Consider the following 16,323-nt stretch of genomic DNA (forward strand, 5'->3'; position numbering starts at 1 on the left):
CCGGCCCTGGCGGCCACGGGCCGCGGCGGCCACGGGCCGCGGGCCGGCGCCGGGGGCGCCCGCCCGCGCCCTCGACTTCACCGGTGCCCGGATGCCGCGCCGGCCGCGGGCCCGTGCCACCCGCGGTCGAAGCGCCCCGGCCGGTAGTAGTCGTCCCGCGAGTGGAACTCGACCGGCAGCGACCCGGGCAGGGTGATCCGGGCCTCGCCGGCGCCCGGCCCGGCCCCGGCCCGCACCGCCAGCACGTCCCGCTCGGGCGGCGAGAGGTCCACCAGCTCCGGGTGGGCCAGCCGGAACCCGGCCACCGCCCGGCGCACCCGGCGGGTCAGCTCGGTGATCTCCTCGGCGGGGCCGGTGAGGCCGAGGGCCGGCTGCTGGATGGTGCGCAGCGCGTCGCAGACCACCAGCAGGCGGGGGCGCTCACCCGGCCCGCTTGGCAGCAGTTCCAGCCGGGACGGCCACTGCCAGCGGATCTGACCGGTCACCAGGCCCGGCAGCCGGACGCCCCGGCGGTGCCGCGCGCCGTCGCCGGCCCCGTCGACCAGGGCGAGCTGCGGCCCGCCGCCGACGTACGCGATCCGCCGGTCGGTGACGGTGACCGTGACCGGCTCGGGCAGCGCCCACCGCCGCCGCGACTCCGTCGGGCCGAGCAGGTGACCCGAGGCGTGCAGCAGGTGCCGGGAGAGCACCCGCTCCTCGACCTCAAGGACCAGTTCGTGCCGACGGTCCACCGTGGGGGCCACGTCGTCGTCGGCATCGAACCGGTGCGGGGCGATGAAGAAGGGGGACGCGTCATCGTGCATCGTCATGACCTCCGGTGCAGACGGCATCTTGGTACGAGCCTCGCCGCCCCCCGGCCAGCTGTCATGACGCCCGTTAGGGGGTCGGCCGGTCGGCGGAGGCCTGTGACCGGTAGATGCCGATCTCCTCCGGCCGGACTAGGCCGTCCTCGATCGCCCGGGCGAGCAGCGCCGCCTTCGTGGCGGCCGGTCGCCCCGCCCGGGTGTACTTGATCCGCGCCCGGTCGACGTACTGCTTGACGGTGTGCTCGCTGATCCGCATCCGGCGGGCCACCGAGGCCTTCGACATCGACTGGAACCACAGCAGCAGCGCCTCGCGTTCCTTGTCGGACAGGGCGGGCCGGTCCGGCCGGCGGTCGCCCACGATCGCCCCGGCGAGCGCCGGCGGAACGTACGGGCGGTCGCTGGCGGCGGCCAGCACGGTGGCCACGCAGTGCTCCCGTCCCTCGTGCTTGGCGAGGAACGCCACCGCCCCGGCGTCGAGGGCGGCGAGCATCGTCGCCGGGTCGCTGTGCTCGGAGTAGACCACCACCCGCCGGCCGGCCGCGCTCAGCTCGGCGAGCTCGGCCAGCACCATCCGCCCGTGCAGCCGCAGGTCGAGCAGGACCACGTCGGCGTCCGGGGCGGCCCGCAGCACCACGTCCGGGTCGTCGCCGGTCGCCAGCACCCGCAGCCGCGGCTCGGTGGACAGCCAGGCCCGGACCCCCTCGATGACCACCGGATGGTCGTCCACGATCGCCACGCCGACCGGCCGCCCGCCGGTCAACGCCGCCACCGGGTCTGCGCCCATCTGATCTCCCCGTCCCGCTCGTAGAGGTACTCGACCCGCCCGTCCCCGTCAGGTGGTCCGCCGGTGTCGGGGCCGGGCCGGTCGGGCGTGACCAGGCCGACCACCACCTCGTCGTGGTCGGCGACCACCGTCAGCCGGGCCCACTCCCGGGCGTCGGCCAGCGTCGCGGTGAGCGGGTCGGTCAGCCCGCGACGCACCTCGACGGGGAGCGGCGGCGGGCTGCCGATCGTCACCAGGTCGATGGGCAGCCCGTTGCGCTCGGCCACGTCGACGGCGGCCCGCAGCTCGTGCAGCAGGGGGTCGGGCACGTCGTCGGACTCGGCGATGAGCCGGCGCAGCCGGGCGGCGGCCAGCACCGCCCGCCGCTGCACGTCCGGATCGGCCGGGTCGGCCCGGCCGTCGGCCAGCTCGGCGAGCACCTCCTCGGCGGCGCCGCTGACCAGTGTGAGGCGGGCGCTCCGCTCGCGCCGGGCCCGTTCGGCGGCATCCCGCTCGGCCCGCACGGCGTGGGCCGCGGCCGCCGCGCCGGCCCGCTGCCTGGCCAGCCGCGCGATCGCCGTGCTGCCCACGAAGACCGCCACCGGCAGCGTCGAGGTGCCGTAGACGTACATCGCGTACCGGGCCAGGTCGGCGGGGGCGGTCGCGCCGTGACCGAGCACCCCGGCCAGCGCGATAAGCGCGTGCGCGCCCAGCACGGCGAGCAGCCCGGCCGCCGCCCGCCCCCAGAGCGCCACCACGAAGAACCAGCCGAGGGTGCCCCAGACCCAGTTCGCGGCGGTGAAGAGCTGTCCGTCGCCGGCCGCGGCGAAGACCACCGCGTCGACCACCAGCAGCAGCACGGTCACCGGCCAGGCCGGCAGCGGCGCGCCGCGCAGCAGCCGGACGCCGGCCAGCGCCCCGACCGCCGCCACGAGCAGCCAGCCGGCGAGGACCACCGCCGGCGCGGCGAGTTCCGCCCGCGCGCCGAGCGCCGCCGGCAGCGCGATCGCCGCGTGCCAGGCCAGCGCGATGACCACCGCCACGATCCGGGCGCCGCGGTCGGAGGCGGTGGCCACGGCGGCCACCGCGTCCGCCGGGGGCCGGCCCGCGTCGGGCGTACGGGCTGCCGGCACCGCGCCCGCCGGCGCGGTCGTCGTCTCAGTCGACACCGGGCCACTCCAACCGGATCCGGGTGCCGGCGCCGGGGCGGGCGTGGATCTCGGCCCGCCCGCCGACGGTGGCCATCCGGCCGCGTATCGACTCGCGCAGCCCGTACCGGTGCGCCGGGACGGTGGCCGGGTCGAAGCCGGGACCGTCGTCGGCGACCTCGACCACGACGGCGCCGTCCAGCCGGGCCGACCGCAGCGCGGCGGTCGCGCCGGGCGCGTGCCGGGCCACGTTGGACAGCGCCGCGTAGGCGCTCTCGGCGAGGGCCTCCGCCACCGGCGCCGGCACCGCGCAGGACGCCAGGTCGGTGGTGACCGGCAGCTCCGGCAGGCGGGCGCGCACCGCCCGCAGCCGCTCGTCGAGCGGCACCGGCCCGTCGGCGGGCGCGGACCGCGCGTCGGCCAGCGCGACGAGGGTACGCAGGTCGGCGGCGCACCGCTCGCGCAGCGCGGCGGACGGGCCGGCGACCGCGCCCAGTCCGACCATGGTCAGGGTCGCCAGTACGGTGTCGTGCAGGTCCCGGTTCTGCAACCGCTCCGCCTCCCGGGCGGTCCGGGCGACCAGCGCCTCGCGGGTGAGTCGCTGGTGCGCGACGAAGGCGCCGTCGGCCCGGCCGATGCGCCGCCGCATGATGGCGGTCATCAGCGCGGCGCAGGCGGTCTGCACCAGTAGCGTCGCGGCGTGCGCGGTCGCCTCGTCCGGCTGGCCGGCGGAGTGCGCGCCGACCGCGTAGGCGGCGGTGACCAGCAGCCCCGCCGGAACCGACCAGCGCGCCGGGGCGGTGGCCTGCGCGTTGATCACCGTGGTGCTGGCCAGCACCGCGACCCAGCTCCCCTCGCCGGGGAGCACCTCCGGCGCCACCAGCACGGGAATGGCCACACAGGCGGCGGCCGTCCCCAGCACGTCGCCGGCCATCAGCGGCAGGCCGACGCCGTGGCGCAGCGCGCGGAACGCGTACCAGAGCGACCAGGCGGTCAGCGCCGCGACGGCCGGGACCAGCAGCGCCGGCTCGACGGGCACCGTACGCACCGACAGGGCGACCACCGCGCCGACCAGGCCGCAGGTGAGCCGCAGCAACGCCGGCAGCGTGGTGAAGATGAGGGCGAACGCGCCGCCGGCCGGGGTGTCCAGCGTGGACGGGGGGGTGCTCGGGGCGGTGACGGCCGGCATCGGGAGGAAGCGTCCTTCTGCGACAACGACCCGGTCCGGGTCCGCACGGCGAGATTGACGCCGGAGAATAACACGGGCACCCCGGCGATCACCCTCGGTGCGCGCCGTGTCGGCCGTACGTCAGCCCCGCCCTCCCCGGTCGGGCCGCCGCCGGCAGCCGCCCGGTGCTCCGGGCGCCGCCCTCCGGGTCAGCCGAGCCGCAGGTACAGGTCGCGCAGCAGCGCCACCTCGGCGAGGTGGTGGACGGCCTCCCGGTTGATGTGCAGCACGAGCGTCGCCAGCGAACGGTCCGCGTACGGGCCCTCCGCCGGGCCGCACCGCCGCGCCAGACCGTCGGGGCCGAGGCCGCGCACCCCGTCGACCCAGCGGGCGTACGCCTCGTCGAGCTGCGTCAGCGCCGCGTCGGCGGTGCCGGCGTACGCGAAGGAGCCGTAGTCGACCGGGGGACCGCCGAAGTGGGCGGCGACACGGGCGCCGAACACCCCCACGACGAGGTGCCCGAGCCGCCAGGCGATCGTGGTGACGGGCGCGGGCTCGGGCTGCGGCATCGCGAACTCGATCACGTGGTCGCCCTGCCCGACCGCCATCTGGGCGGTGCTCCGCCCGCGCGGCCGGACGCCCCAGGCATCGGCGACGGGCTCCCAGTGGTATTCGGCGTCGGTCAGCCCGTCGAGGCGCGGGCGGGCCTGTTCGCGCCAGTGCCAGTCGAGTTGGTCGAGCAGCTCACCGTTCCAGTCGACGTCCATGCCCTGCGACGCTACGCCGCACCCACGACGTACCGCCGGAACTGGACAGGTGGTGCTACCTTCGCGCCGTCACCGTCTCACCGCCGCCGGGAGCCCACCGTGACGAGAAGGTACGCCGGCCTGCTGGCCGTCATCGCTGCGACGGCGTGCCTCGCCGTCATCGGTACCCTCGGCGGCTGGTACCTGGCCGACCGCAGGTCGTCCGGGCCGACGGACCCGGGCACGTCCGGACCGGCCGCCGCCACCACCACGGCCGCCGGCGGCACCGGTGGCCCGTCGACGGGTCCGTCGGCCGCCGGCCCCGGCCCGTCGCGGCCGCCGACGAAGGAGCAGCCAGCGGCCCGCACCTACCGGCTGGACGAGCTGGTCTACGAGCAGGCGAGGTTGACCGTCACGCTGGTCAGCGCCGAGATCACCGGCGGCGGGCTCCGGCTGAACCTCACCTACCGCAACGGCTCGACGCTCCCGTGGCCGGTGAGCTGCCCGACCGTCGAGGTCGACCGGACCTCCTCGCAAATCGTCCTGTCCGACGGTCGGCGGGTGCGCCCCGAGTCCACCTGGTGCGCCGCGACGCGGGCCGGTGAGTCCTTCAGCATCCCGCCCGGTGCGCGGGTGGACAGCTGGGGCGTCTTCCCCGTGGCGCCGGTGGCCGGGTCCTCCTTCGAGCTGAGCTGGTACGACTTCCCGCCCCTCGACGTCCGGCTCGGATGACCGGTTCGGACCGGGGCCCGGACCAGCGGCCGGTGACCGGGCGGGTCTCCGCACGCGGGCCCGTCATCGCGCGTCGCGCAACTTCCTGACGTACGTCGCGGTGAGCGCGACGGCACGGTCCTCGTCGTGGGACAGCTCCGCGAGGGCACTCGACGTCGTGGCCCTCGGGACGTCGGCGAGCGAGCGCCTGCGGCCGGGACCCTCGACCGCTCGGCGATGTCCCGGTCCAGCACCGTCTCCGACGACGGCCAGTCGTCACGCAGCGTCTCGCGCCAGAACCGCGCGGGGCCGCCGGCCGGTCGCCGCCAGCCTCAGCCACGCCACCGCCTCCATGACCGGCGAGACCGACAGCCGGGTGCGGCTCGACGTCTGCACCCCGAGAACCAGCCGGACCACAGCTTCGACCGTACGTCGTCGCGCTCGATTCGAGCCGGCTCGAATCCTTCGACCCCCGCCGGATCCCACCGCAGAGTGGACGGTGCCCGGCGGCCCTGCCGTCAGCCACGGGTCAGGTGCCGGCTTACCTACCACCGCGAGGAGGATCATGTGTCGAAGCGGACAATGGCGATGAGCGGACCGAGGAGGGCCGCGGCACTGTCGTTCGTCGTGGCGGCCACGGCCGCCTTCGGAGTGGCGTCGCCCGCGGAGGCGACGAGTGCGGTGGCCACCTACGGCAAGAACTGGGGCCGCAGCATCGGCGTCAACGAGGACACGATCGTCGCCTGCGACGGCGAGGACGACGGCATCAGCGCCTACACCCAGTACCTCGCCGGCAACGCGGGACCGGGCGCCTACTGGACCGTCAGGGACAGCGACGGAGCCAACAACGGGTGCGCGAAGAAGGACCTGACCAAGACCCCGTACTACGCGATCGCCCTGCGGGTGTGCGAACCGCCCGGCGGGGACAGCTACTGCGGCGACTGGGTGTACACGGACGGGCCGGGCGGAAAGTGACCGCTCCGGCAGAGCGCCGAGGCGCCCCGTACGCCTGACCGCTTCGTTCGGTCCGGCCGGGCCCCAGCGCCGTCGGCGACGAGGGGGGCCGACGGCGCGACGCCCGGCGGACACGCCGAAGCCCTCGATCGTTCCAGCTCCGCAGCGGTCGAGGGCTTCGGCTGGCCAGCCCGGGGCCCGGCCGTCCGCCCGTGGCGTGGCTCAGTGGATCTGGATGCGCCCGCGCGGCCGCCGGCCGCGGCAGTAGTCGTCGTAGTCGTCCAGCAGGCGCTGCGCTTCGCCGGTGGCCTGCCGGAACCGGGCGTCGGCGGGCGCGCCGCCGGCCAGCACGTCGTGCATGGCCCTGGTCATCACGGTCTGGATGCCGGCGAAGTCGCCGAGCAGCGCGCCGCGGCCGGCCGGTGTGCCGTCGTTGGCCGCCAGCTGTTCCACGGCGGTCCAGTGGTGCGGGTTCTCCGCGAACCAGCCCTGCTCGTCGAGCAGCTCGACGGCTCCCCGGGTCACCGGGACGAAGTTGGTCTCCCGGTGGCGGGCGGCGGCGTTCGCCGGACTGCTCAGGAACTGGATGAACGCCAGCGCGCCGTCCCGGGTCACCGGGTCCAGGCCGTCCGAGAGCCACAACGCGTCGCCGCCGATCACGTTGCCGGCGTACGGCACCTCACCGTTGTACGGCATGCGGCAGGCCCGGACCTCGAAGCCGCCCTGGCGCCCCGCCTGGACCATCCGCGTCGCCTCGACCGACGTGCTCAGGACGAAGGCCACCCGTCGCTCGGCGAACGCCTGGTAGTTGGCTGCCCAGTCGGCCCCGTTCTCGCCGTACTGGTAGAGGTAGTGGCCGTCCCGGTGCAGCCGCTGCCACCAGCGGACGTACGCCATCATCTCGTCGGAGGCCAGGTCGACGGTCCGGGCGCGGCCGGCCCGGCCGTTGTCGTGGTCGGCGAGCAGGCCGCCCTGCTGGGCCACGGACTGCTGGAACAGCCAGCCGTGGTTGGGCCAGGTGATCGCGTGCGCCGGTCCGCCGGGCAGACCCGCGACCGCCTTGCAGGCCACCTCGATCTCGTGCCAGGTCCGGGGAACCTCGGTGATCCCGGCGGCGGCGAGCAGGGTGGTGTTGGCGTACAGCAGGGTCGTCGAGGTGAGCGGCGGCATGGCGGCCACCGCGCCGTCGTAGACGTAGTAGTCCCGGGCCGCGGGCAGCAGGTCGGCGAGGACGACCGGTTCACCGAGAATCTCCGTGCGCCCGGCGATCGCCCGCTCGACCGAGGTGAACTGCGGTGCCCCGTCGGCTCTCCTGGTGTCGTACGCCTCCTGCGTCGAGGTGTAGAAGTACTGGGCGATCGCCGGCGCCGTGTCCGTCGCGGCCGCCCGGTGCACGGCGTTGGGCAGTTCGAGCCAGTCGTACCCCTCGACCTGGATCCGGTAGTCGGGGTGGGCCGCCTCGAAGGCGGTGGCCGTCTCCCGCACCCGGCGCATGAACCAGGGCATCACCGGATAGTGCGGCATCCACATGGTGACGACGGTCCGGCTGTCGCTGTGCTGTCTCATCATCTCGTCCTCAGAAGGTGACGACCGCGCGGAAACGGACCTGTCCCCGATCCACCCGGTCGACGGCCTCGGCCACGTCGGCGTGGTCGAAGGTTTCCACCGCGGGGTTGACCTGGCCGGACGCGACCAGGTCGAGCGCCTCCGCGAGGTGGTGCAGGCCGTCGTGGCCGGCCCCGGAGATCCGGTGACCGCTGGCGAAGAACCGCGCCCCGGGGCTGATGGCGAAACTGCCGGCCGGGTCGATGGAGGCCAGTACCAGCCGCCCGTTCACCCGCAGGCCGTGCAACGCGTCCGCCCCGGCCGGATAGGACGTCCCGGTGACCAGCACGACGTCGGCGCCGCCGGCGGCGCGTAGCTCGGCGCCGTCGCGCACCACGGCGGTCGCGCCGAGGGCGCGGGCGGTCCCGTGCTTGTCCGGGGACCGGGTGATCGCGACCACCTCGTGGCCGAGCGCACGGGCGAGCTGGATCGCCAGATGCCCGAGGCCGCCGATGCCGAGCACGGCGACGCGGTCGCCCGGGCGCGGCTCGGCCGCGCGCAGGGCACTGAACGCCGTGTAGCCGGCACAGAGCATCGGAGCGGCCTGCTGGTAGGAGACCCCGTCGGGGATCGGTACGGTGCTGTCCGCACGGACCGCCACGAACTCGGCGTGACCTCCCTGCCTGGTCATCCCGGTCAGCACCGGGGCGGCGCAGTACATCGCCGTCTGCCCGGTGACCGGCAGCTTCAGCGCGCAGTAGTCGCACGCTCCGCAGCCGTCCTGGACCCAGGTGGCGCCGACCCGGTCACCGACCGCCCGGTTGGTGACGCCCGCGCCGACCGCCACGACCTCGCCGGCCGGCTCGTGCCCGGTGATCATCGGGGCGATCGGCGGGAACGGGTAGACGCCGTTGGTCAGCCAGACGTCGTTGTGGCAGACCCCGCTGGCCCGTACCCGGATCAGCACCTCACCGGGACCCGGCTGCGGGGTCGGCACGTCGCGGATCTCCCAGGGTGCGCCCGGGTGGGCGACCACCGCGGCCCTCACCGCTCCCCCCTGAGCGGCACCGGCAGCGTGTCCAGCCCGCGGACCGGCCCGCCCGCGGGGGTGCTCGCGTCCTGGGCGTGGATGTCCGGGTCGGCCGGGTCGATCACGACAGGGCAGCGACGTCTCATGGCGAACCTCGGCAATCGCGGTCACAGGGAACGGATACGTGGAACGGATCTCTTCGCAATCTGCCCTCCGCGGGGGCGCCCCGGCACCTCCACGATTGCCCTGTCACGGCGCATCGCCGAAGAAGCCCGGACGGTGATCCGGTGTGATGCTGGGATGCGCCGGTGCCGCGCGGATCGCGTAGCCGACGGGTCGACCCGCGGCCCCCGTGCCACCACCAGGGCCCGCAGGCCCGCGGCCTGCCGCCCGACACGCCGCGACCCCGCACCGCCAGCCCCGGGGAACGACGGTCCGGGAGAGCGCACCACGGGCTCTCCCGGACGGTCGTCTGTCACGCGACAGTCAGGCCGGCGGCCGGACCGACAGCCGGTGCCGGAACACGTCGCGCGGGTCGTACCGCTGCTTCACCCGTTGCAGGCGCGGGTAGTTGTCCTTGTAGTACAGCGTGTGCCAGGGCACGCCGGAGGTGTTCCACGCCGGATCGGCCAGGTCCCCGTCGGGGTAGCTGATGTACGACCCGTCGCTGACCGCGCCGGGCACCGGCACCCCGCCGGTGTCGGCGTACACGTCCCGGTAGAACCGGCGGACCCAGTCGATGTGCCGCTCGTCGTCGTCCGGGGAGTGCCAACCGCCCGTGCTGTAGGAGGCCTTGACGACGCTGTCGCGCTGCGCGCTGGCGGTGGCGTCCGGGCGCACCGCGTTGACCTGGCCGCCGAACGCGGTCAGTACCACGGCCGCCATCGGGTTGGCGTAGCTCGTGTCGCCGAGGTAGCGGGCGATCGTGGCGAGCTGGCCGTCGGTGGGGCACCGCCGCAGGTAGGCCGCCTTGTGCTTGTAGCGCCCCTGCGGATCGTTGGGCCAGCTGTAGGACGGCATCCAGGAGGCCATCCAGGGCACCACGTCCTGCGCGTCGCTCGACGTCGTCAGGCCGGTGCCGTCGACGATCGCCTGGAGCTGGCCCTCCAGGAGCTTCTCCGCGTCGGGGGCCGCGTCGTCCACCACGGCCGTCATGGTGACGGTACCGGCCGAGCGGTGCATGACGATGAGATTGCTCCAAAGGTTCGTGGCCGGCGATCCGACCGCGCTGTTCTGCTCCAGCCAGCCGCAGTAGTTTCCGATCAGCCGGGCGAGTGCGGCCTCGCTCATCCCGTCCCATGACCAGAGCACGTCGCGGCGCCGGATGCGCTCCGGCGCCCGGGGCAGCAGCCGGGACGGGTCGGCGCCGTCCGCGTCCGGGCTGCGCAGCCAGAACCGGGTCACCACACCGAAGTTGCCGCCACCGCCGCCGGTCATCGCCCACCACAGCCCCCGGTGGGGGTCGTCCGGTTCACGCGTGGCCACCAGCACCTCGGCCCTGCCGGCCGGGCCGACCACCACCACCTCCACCGCGTACAGGTGGTCGACGACCAGCCCGTCCCGGCGGGACAGGTGGCCGTACCCGCCACCGGTCACGTGACCGCCCATGCCCACCTCGAAGCAGGTACCGCCCGGGATCGTCACGCCCCAGGCGTCGTACAACGCGGGGTAGACCCGGCCGAGCGTGGCACCGGCCTCCACCTCGACCGCGCGCAGCCGGCGGTCGTACCGCACGCCGGTCATCGGCGACAGGTCCAGCAGCACCGCGATGTCGGGCGAGGCGGAGAAGTCCTCGAAGCAGTGGCCGCCGCTGCGCACCGCGATCCGCCGGCCGGTGGAGACGGCCTCGTCGAGCGCCTCCACCACCTCGGCGGTGGTACCCGCGAGCCGGACGTACTCCGGCCGGCCGGTGAACCGGTGGTTGTATCCCTCCACCAGGCCCTGGTATCGGGGGTCGGCGGGTGTGACGGTGGAGGCGTCCAACGGTGGCCCGTGCGTCTGCTCTTCGATCATGACGTCCTCCCAAGGCGGTCCACCCGAGATTCACACCCGCCGGAACCGGCCGCATCTTCCAGCGTGCCGGCTGCGCGGCCGGTGCCGCCACCGCTGTCGCGCAACCTGAGAGACGTGCCGGCGCGTCGGCGCTGCCACGATGGGTCGGGTCGCCGAGGCGCCGAACGAGGGCGCGAGCCGGGAGCAGACGAGCCGAGGAGTTGCCGATGCTGCAGGACAAGATTGTGGTGGTCTCCGGGGTGGGGCCCGGTCTCGGCCGCGCGGTCGCGGTGGGCTCGGCCCGGGCCGGTGCCGACGTGGTGCTCGCCGCCCGGAGCAACGCCGTCCTGGAAGAGGTCGCCGCGGAGGTGGAGCAGGCCGGCCGCAAGGCGCTCGTGGTGCCGACGGACATCACCGACCCGGCCGCGGCGAGCCACCTCGTGCGTTCCGCGGTGGAGACCTTCGGTCGGGTGGACGTGCTGGTGAACAACGCGTTCGCGGTGCCCCCGCTCGTTCCGCTGGCCGAGGTCGACCCGGCCGCCGTGCACACGGAGATGGACACCGACGTCTTCGGCGCGCTGCGGCTGACCCAACTCGCGGCCGACCACCTGGCCGCGACCGGTGGCTCGATCGTCATGGTCAGCTCCGTGGCGGCCCGGCTGTCCCGGCCCGGCTTCGGCGCGTACAAGATGACCAAGAGCGCGCTGATCGCCCTGGCCCAGACGCTCGCCACCGAGCTGGGTCCCCGGGGTGTCCGGGTCAACGTCGTGGTGCCGGGCAACATCTGGGCCGCGCCGCTGCGGCAGTACTACGACCACCTGGCGAACGAGCGTGGCGTGACCACCGAGCAGGTCTACCAGGAGACCGCGGCGAACCTGGACCTGCGCCGGCTGCCGGAGGCGGCGGAGGTGGCCAACGCGGTGCTGTTCCTGGCCTCCGACCTGGCCCGCGCCATCACCGGGCAGTGCCTCGACGTCAACGGCGGCGAGTACCACCACTGACCGCGCCGGACGCGGTCCGCGCGCCCGCGGCCCACCTCCGGCCGTGCCGCACCCACCTGACGAGGGCGGGTGCGGAGACGATTCCTCCTGACTGCTGACTGCTGGATGTCGAGAAAACCCGGGCGGCTCCGAGTTACTAAGGGGGCCCGCCCGCAGTGCCCGCACTGGCGGTGTCCGGTCCCCGGACGGATCCAGCTACAGCAGAGGAGGGATGACGCCAATGCGGAAGATCATCCAGTGGGTGATGGCGTCGGCGGACGGATATGTCGACGGGCCGAACGGGGAGTTCGACTGGGCGCCGGTCGGCCCGCAGCTCAGTGAGTACAGCGACCGCCTGCACGAACGGGCCGACACCTTCCTGTACGGCCGGGGCGTGTGGGAGATGATGGCCGGCTACTGGCCACAGGCGGAGTCCATGTCGGACGATGAGCACGACCTGAAGTTCGCGCCGATCTGGCGCGAGACCCCGAAGGTGGTGTTCTCCCGGACCCTGGAGAAGGCCGACTGGAACACCCGGGTGATCGGCGACGACCTGGCCGAGGAGGTGGCCGCACTCAAGCGGCAGCCCGGCAAGGACATGCTGCTCAGCGGCGGTTCCCGGCTGCCGGCCGCGCTGACCGCGCTGGGCCTGATCGACGAGTACCACATCGCCGTGCAGCCGGTCGTGCTCGGCGGCGGCAACCCGCTGTTCCGCGAGCCGGAGCAGCGCGTCAACCTTCGGCTGGTGGACGCCCGGACGGTCGACTCACGGGTGGCCATCCTGCACTACCAGCCCGCTCGCGAGGAGCAGGCGGGCTGACCGCCCCGCGGCGGCGGTGCCGGCCCGGGCACCGCCGCCGCGGAGGGCCACATCCGAGGCAGGCTCCCTGAGCCGGACGAGGTGACGAACGCGGTGTTCCTCCCGGGCTCGCGGCTCACGGCTCGCTCGTGGGAGGAGACCGGCTACTCGTCGGCGGCCACCGTGTCGAGTACGGGGCGTACCTCCATCGCGCCGGTACGGGCGTCCGGCCACCGCGTGGCGATCTCGACCGCCCGCTCCATGCTGGCCACGTCGACCATGATGTAGCCCGCCAGGTGCTCCTTCACCTCCACGAACGGACCGTCGGTCGTCGCCACCGCGCCGCCGACGACCCGTACCGTCCGGGTCTGGGAAGCATCCGCCAGGGCGTCGCCACCGACCAGTTCGCCGTTGGCGTTGAGCTCCTCCATGATCCCGCCGACCTCCGCCATGACCTTTTCCTGCTCGTCCTTGGAGAGTCGCTCCATAGCGGCGGGGTCGTTGTAGATGAGCAGCATGTACTTCAATCTGGACTCCTTGGCTTCCCCTGGTGCGGTCCACATACCGGACAGGTCGTGCGAATTGTACGGGCGCCCCAGTGCACGGGCAACGCGCACCGCGGGCCGCTCCGCGGCCGTCGCACCTCGGCACATGTCGAAAATGCCAGGCCAGCTCCGACCAACCTACGGATACGGATGCAGTGCCTCGTCCAACTGAGGCTCGTGCGGAGAGGAAAAGACTCGTATGCAGAACGCGACTTCGGCCGCGCCGAACCAACGCGCCGGGCGCCGAGAGTGGATCGGCCTGGCCGTACTGGCCGTCGCCACCCTGCTGGTGGCATTCGACATCGGTGTTCTCTTTCTGGCGTTGCCGCATCTGAGCGCCGACCTCGGGGCCACCAGCAGTCAGCAACTCTGGATCACCGACATCTACCTGTTCCTGCTCGCCGGTTTCCTGATAACGATGGGGACGTTGGGCGACCGGATCGGCCGCCGCCGGCTGCTGCTGCTCGGCGCCGGCGGGTTCACCCTCGCGTCGGTCTTCGCGGCGTACTCGACCAGCCCGGAGATGCTGATCGTCGCCCGTGCCCTGCTCGGTGTCGCGGCGGCCACCATGTCGCCGTCGACCCTGGCGCTGATCAGCAACATGTTCCGGGACGACCGGCAGCGCGGCGTGGCGATCTCCGTCTGGGCGACCTGCATGTTCTGTGGCGGTGCGACCGGGCCGGTGATCGGTGGGGTCATGCTGGACCACTGGTGGTGGGGGTCGGTGTTCCTGATGGCGGTGCCGGTGATGGCGGTGCTGCTGGTCGCCGGGCCGTTGCTGCTGCCGGAGTACCGCAACCCGGACGTGGTCGGTCGGATCGACCTGACGAGCGTGGCGCTGTCGCTGGCGGCCATTCTGCCGATCATCTACGGCATCAAGAACCTCGCCGCCAGCGACGGCGACCTACCGGTGGCGGTGGGCGCCATCGTGGTCGGCCTGGCCATCGCGTACCTCTTCATCCGACGGCAACTCCGCCTGCCCAACCCCCTGCTGGACCTGCGTCTGCTCCGCCAGCGGAAGATCCGGGTGGTACTGCCCGCGATGCTCGTCGGCTCCGGCGCGTTCGCGGGGATGAGCATGTTCACCGCCCAGTACATCCAGAGCGTCGCCGGCCGTTCGCCCGGCGAGTCGGGGCTCTGGATGTCGTTCACCGGCCTGGGCATCGCGGCGGGCAGCCTGCTCGCGCCGGTGATGGTGCGCGGCCTGCGACCCTGGTCCGTGATCATTCTGGGGGTGACCGGCTCCGCGATCGCGTTGGTGGTGCTCACCCAGGCGGGCACCAGCGGCTGGCTGATCGGGGTGGTGGCGTCGATCGCCGTGGTGGCCTTCGGCATCGGGCCGCTGTTCGCGCTCGGCACCGGGATCGTGGTCGGCTCCGCCCCGCCGGAGCGGGCCGGCGCCGCGGCGTCGATGTCCGAGACCAGCAACCTCTTCGGGTCGTCGCTGGGTCTGGCACTGCTGGGCAGCGCCGGGGCCGCCGTCTACCGCGGCCAGATGGCCGACGCCGACCTCGGCGCCTACCCGCCGGAGCTGGCCGAGAGCGCCCGCGAGACGATCGGTGGTGCCACGGTCGGCGGCGATCCGGGGCTGATCGCCCTGGCGCGCGACGCGTTCACCAGTGGGCTGAACGTCGTGGCCGTGATCGCCGCCGTGGTGCTGGTGGCCCTGATCCTGGCCCTCATCGTCACGTTCCGCGGTGACGGTGCCAATGGAGCGGACGCCACGGAGGCCGCGGACGAGGCCGGAGCGGGTGCGCAGCCGGCGCCGACCCGGTAGCGGCCGGGCCCGCCCCCCGGCGCCGTCGGATCCGACGACTCACCGGGGGCGGGCCCGCAAGCGGGGGCGTCGGCTCCCAGGCAACCGCGAGCCGGGCGCGGGTCGTCGCCGCTACCGAGACGCGGAGCCGTCGAGCCGGGCACTGCGGCGGGCCAGGTAGCGCTGCTCGGGCACGCTGTTGGTACGCCGCGCAGCCACCTGGTAGCAGTCCCGGGCCGCGTTGAGGTCTCCGGCGATCTCCAGCAGGTGCCCGCGCACCGCGTGGAAGCGGTGGTGATCCCGCATCCGCTTGTCCTTGTCGAGCGGCGCCAGCAGCGCCAACCCCTCCTCGGGACCGCGGACCATCGCCACCGCCACGGCTCGGCTGAGCGTGACCATGGGGTTGGGTGAGGTCTTCTCTAGCAGCTCGTACAGCGCCAGGATCTGGCGCCAGTCGGTGTCCTGCGGCCGCGCCGCCTCCGCGTGGACGGCGGCGATCGCGGCTTGCAACTGGTACTGGCCGATCGGCCCGCCGGAGCCCAGCGCACGGGTGATCAGCGCCACGCCCTCCTGGATGCCGTGCTGGCTCCAACGACTGCGGTCCTGCTCGGTGAGCGGGATGAGGGTGCCGTCCGGGGCGGTCCGGGCCTGGCTGCGGGCGTCGGTGAGCAGCATCAGCGCCAGCAGCCCGGTGACCTCACCGTCGTCCGGCAGCAGCCCGTGCAGCGTCCGGGCCAGCCGGATCGCCTCCCGGGTCAGCTCGCCGCGCAACAGCTCCGGCCCCGAGGTGCTGGCGTACCCCTCGTTGAAGATCAGATAGAGCATGTGCAGCACCACCCGGAGCCGGCTGGTGTACATCTCGCCCGACAGCGGGTACTGGATGCCGGCGGACCTGATCCGCTGCTTGGCCCGGCTGATCCGCTGGGCGACAGTCGACTCCGGCGTCAGTAGCGCACGGGCGATCTCGGCGGTGCTCAGTCCGCCGAAGGCGCGCAGGGTCAGTGCCATCTGCGAGGGCGGGGACAGGTCGGGGTGGCAGCACAGGAACAACAGCATCAGTGTGTCGTCCCGATCCGGAGGACCCTCGTCCGGGCCGGGTGCCTCCAGCTCGGAAGGCGTGCCGAGCGCCACCGCGGTGGCCTCGCGCCGCCGCCGCGCCTGGTCGCTGTGCCACTGGTCGGCGAGCCGGCGCGCCGCCACCGTGGTGAGCCAGGCCCGCGGGTTGTCCGGAAGCCCCTGGTCGGGCCACTGGATGGTGGCCGCGAGCAGGGCCTCCTGCACGGCGTCCTCACAGGCCTCGAACTGCCGGTAACGGCTCAGGAGGGTCGCGAGCACCTGTGGCGCCGCCTCTCGCAGCACCTCCACCATCCGCGAGTCCGC

16 protein-coding genes are annotated in these 16,323 nt (G+C 73.9%); 5 read left to right on the forward strand and 11 right to left on the reverse strand.

Annotated features, from left to right (window positions below; genetic code table 11):
• Positions 1–77: 77 nt before the first annotated feature.
• The 5 genes from V6V16_RS24335 to V6V16_RS24355 form a co-directional block, all read right to left on the reverse strand.
• The gene (locus V6V16_RS24335) at positions 78–803 is read right to left on the reverse strand and encodes a hypothetical protein (RefSeq protein WP_334565642.1); all 726 of its coding nucleotides are present in this window, start codon (positions 801–803) and stop codon (positions 78–80) included.
• 73 nt (positions 804–876) lie between these two features.
• A complete protein-coding gene (locus V6V16_RS24340) occupies positions 877–1,590 on the reverse strand; it encodes a response regulator transcription factor (protein ID WP_334565593.1) in 714 nt (237 codons plus the stop codon).
• Positions 1,563–2,738 (reverse strand): hypothetical protein, encoded by a 1,176-nt coding sequence (locus V6V16_RS24345; RefSeq protein WP_442934148.1) that lies wholly within the window; start codon positions 2,736–2,738, stop codon positions 1,563–1,565. The genes V6V16_RS24340 and V6V16_RS24345 overlap by 28 nt, the downstream gene beginning before the upstream one ends.
• Complete coding sequence (locus V6V16_RS24350) at positions 2,728–3,906, reverse strand: sensor histidine kinase (protein ID WP_334565595.1); 1,179 nt, start codon at positions 3,904–3,906, stop codon at positions 2,728–2,730. Before V6V16_RS24350 ends, V6V16_RS24345 begins: the two co-directional genes overlap by 11 nt.
• A 188-nt stretch (positions 3,907–4,094) precedes the next feature.
• Positions 4,095–4,652, reverse strand: coding sequence for a DinB family protein (locus V6V16_RS24355; RefSeq protein ID WP_334565597.1), 558 nt, complete (start codon positions 4,650–4,652; stop codon positions 4,095–4,097).
• A 99-nt stretch (positions 4,653–4,751) separates the two neighbouring features.
• Between V6V16_RS24355 and V6V16_RS24360 the strand changes: the two genes are divergently transcribed.
• Together V6V16_RS24360 and V6V16_RS24365 are read left to right on the forward strand one after the other, a co-directional pair.
• Positions 4,752–5,363, forward strand: coding sequence for a hypothetical protein (locus V6V16_RS24360; protein WP_334565599.1), 612 nt, complete (start codon positions 4,752–4,754; stop codon positions 5,361–5,363).
• A 546-nt stretch (positions 5,364–5,909) separates the two neighbouring features.
• Complete coding sequence (locus V6V16_RS24365; RefSeq protein WP_334565600.1) at positions 5,910–6,317, forward strand: hypothetical protein; 408 nt, start codon at positions 5,910–5,912, stop codon at positions 6,315–6,317.
• 201 nt (positions 6,318–6,518) lie between these two features.
• Here the strand turns inward: V6V16_RS24365 and V6V16_RS24370 are convergent, their stop codons facing one another.
• The 4 genes from V6V16_RS24370 to V6V16_RS24385 all read right to left on the reverse strand — a co-directional run bounded on the left by V6V16_RS24370 (position 6,519) and on the right by V6V16_RS24385 (position 10,884).
• Positions 6,519–7,862 (reverse strand): extracellular solute-binding protein, encoded by a 1,344-nt coding sequence (locus V6V16_RS24370; RefSeq protein ID WP_334565604.1) that lies wholly within the window; start codon positions 7,860–7,862, stop codon positions 6,519–6,521.
• 10 nt (positions 7,863–7,872) lie between these two features.
• Complete coding sequence (locus tag V6V16_RS24375; protein ID WP_334565607.1) at positions 7,873–8,889, reverse strand: alcohol dehydrogenase catalytic domain-containing protein; 1,017 nt, start codon at positions 8,887–8,889, stop codon at positions 7,873–7,875.
• Complete coding sequence (locus V6V16_RS24380; protein ID WP_334565610.1) at positions 8,886–9,017, reverse strand: hypothetical protein; 132 nt, start codon at positions 9,015–9,017, stop codon at positions 8,886–8,888. The genes V6V16_RS24375 and V6V16_RS24380 overlap by 4 nt, the downstream gene beginning before the upstream one ends.
• Before the next feature lie 340 nt (positions 9,018–9,357).
• On the reverse strand, positions 9,358–10,884 hold the full coding sequence (locus V6V16_RS24385) for an FAD-binding oxidoreductase (RefSeq protein ID WP_334565612.1): 1,527 nt from the start codon (positions 10,882–10,884) through the stop codon (positions 9,358–9,360).
• Between the two features lie 206 nt (positions 10,885–11,090).
• Between V6V16_RS24385 and V6V16_RS24390 the strand changes: the two genes are divergently transcribed.
• Both V6V16_RS24390 and V6V16_RS24395 read left to right on the forward strand, forming a co-directional pair.
• Positions 11,091–11,864: an SDR family oxidoreductase gene (locus V6V16_RS24390; RefSeq protein WP_334565615.1), complete on the forward strand. Its 774-nt coding sequence runs from the start codon at positions 11,091–11,093 to the stop codon at positions 11,862–11,864.
• A 220-nt stretch (positions 11,865–12,084) separates the two neighbouring features.
• Positions 12,085–12,663, forward strand: a complete 579-nt coding sequence (locus V6V16_RS24395; RefSeq protein ID WP_334565617.1) for a dihydrofolate reductase family protein — start codon at positions 12,085–12,087, stop codon at positions 12,661–12,663.
• A gap of 143 nt (positions 12,664–12,806) precedes the next feature.
• Here the strand turns inward: V6V16_RS24395 and V6V16_RS24400 are convergent, their stop codons facing one another.
• Positions 12,807–13,160, reverse strand: a complete 354-nt coding sequence (locus V6V16_RS24400) for a YciI family protein (protein ID WP_334565646.1) — start codon at positions 13,158–13,160, stop codon at positions 12,807–12,809.
• Between the two features lie 226 nt (positions 13,161–13,386).
• Here V6V16_RS24400 and V6V16_RS24405 point away from each other — a divergent pair, with 226 nt between their 5' ends.
• Complete coding sequence (locus V6V16_RS24405) at positions 13,387–14,964, forward strand: MFS transporter (RefSeq protein WP_334565619.1); 1,578 nt, start codon at positions 13,387–13,389, stop codon at positions 14,962–14,964.
• 111 nt (positions 14,965–15,075) lie between these two features.
• Here the strand turns inward: V6V16_RS24405 and V6V16_RS24410 are convergent, their stop codons facing one another.
• A complete protein-coding gene (locus V6V16_RS24410) occupies positions 15,076–16,308 on the reverse strand; it encodes an RNA polymerase sigma factor (RefSeq protein WP_334565648.1) in 1,233 nt (410 codons plus the stop codon).
• Positions 16,309–16,323 lie beyond the last annotated feature (15 nt).

The organism is Micromonospora sp. CPCC 205561 (assembly GCF_036906775.1).
GTDB lineage: Bacteria > Actinomycetota > Actinomycetes > Mycobacteriales > Micromonosporaceae > Micromonospora.

Coding starts and splice junctions, on each gene's coding strand:
- V6V16_RS24335 (WP_334565642.1), bottom strand. CDS start 803: ATGCACGATGACGCGTCCCCCTTCTTCATCGCCCCGCACCGGTTCGAT.
- V6V16_RS24340 (WP_334565593.1), bottom strand. CDS start 1,590: ATGGGCGCAGACCCGGTGGCGGCGTTGACCGGCGGGCGGCCGGTCGGC.
- V6V16_RS24350 (WP_334565595.1), bottom strand. CDS start 3,906: ATGCCGGCCGTCACCGCCCCGAGCACCCCCCCGTCCACGCTGGACACC.
- V6V16_RS24355 (WP_334565597.1), bottom strand. CDS start 4,652: ATGGACGTCGACTGGAACGGTGAGCTGCTCGACCAACTCGACTGGCAC.
- V6V16_RS24370 (WP_334565604.1), bottom strand. CDS start 7,862: ATGAGACAGCACAGCGACAGCCGGACCGTCGTCACCATGTGGATGCCG.
- V6V16_RS24380 (WP_334565610.1), bottom strand. CDS start 9,017: ATGAGACGTCGCTGCCCTGTCGTGATCGACCCGGCCGACCCGGACATC.
- V6V16_RS24385 (WP_334565612.1), bottom strand. CDS start 10,884: ATGATCGAAGAGCAGACGCACGGGCCACCGTTGGACGCCTCCACCGTC.
- V6V16_RS24390 (WP_334565615.1), top strand. CDS start 11,091: ATGCTGCAGGACAAGATTGTGGTGGTCTCCGGGGTGGGGCCCGGTCTC.
- V6V16_RS24395 (WP_334565617.1), top strand. CDS start 12,085: ATGCGGAAGATCATCCAGTGGGTGATGGCGTCGGCGGACGGATATGTC.
- V6V16_RS24400 (WP_334565646.1), bottom strand. CDS start 13,160: ATGCTGCTCATCTACAACGACCCCGCCGCTATGGAGCGACTCTCCAAG.
- V6V16_RS24405 (WP_334565619.1), top strand. CDS start 13,387: ATGCAGAACGCGACTTCGGCCGCGCCGAACCAACGCGCCGGGCGCCGA.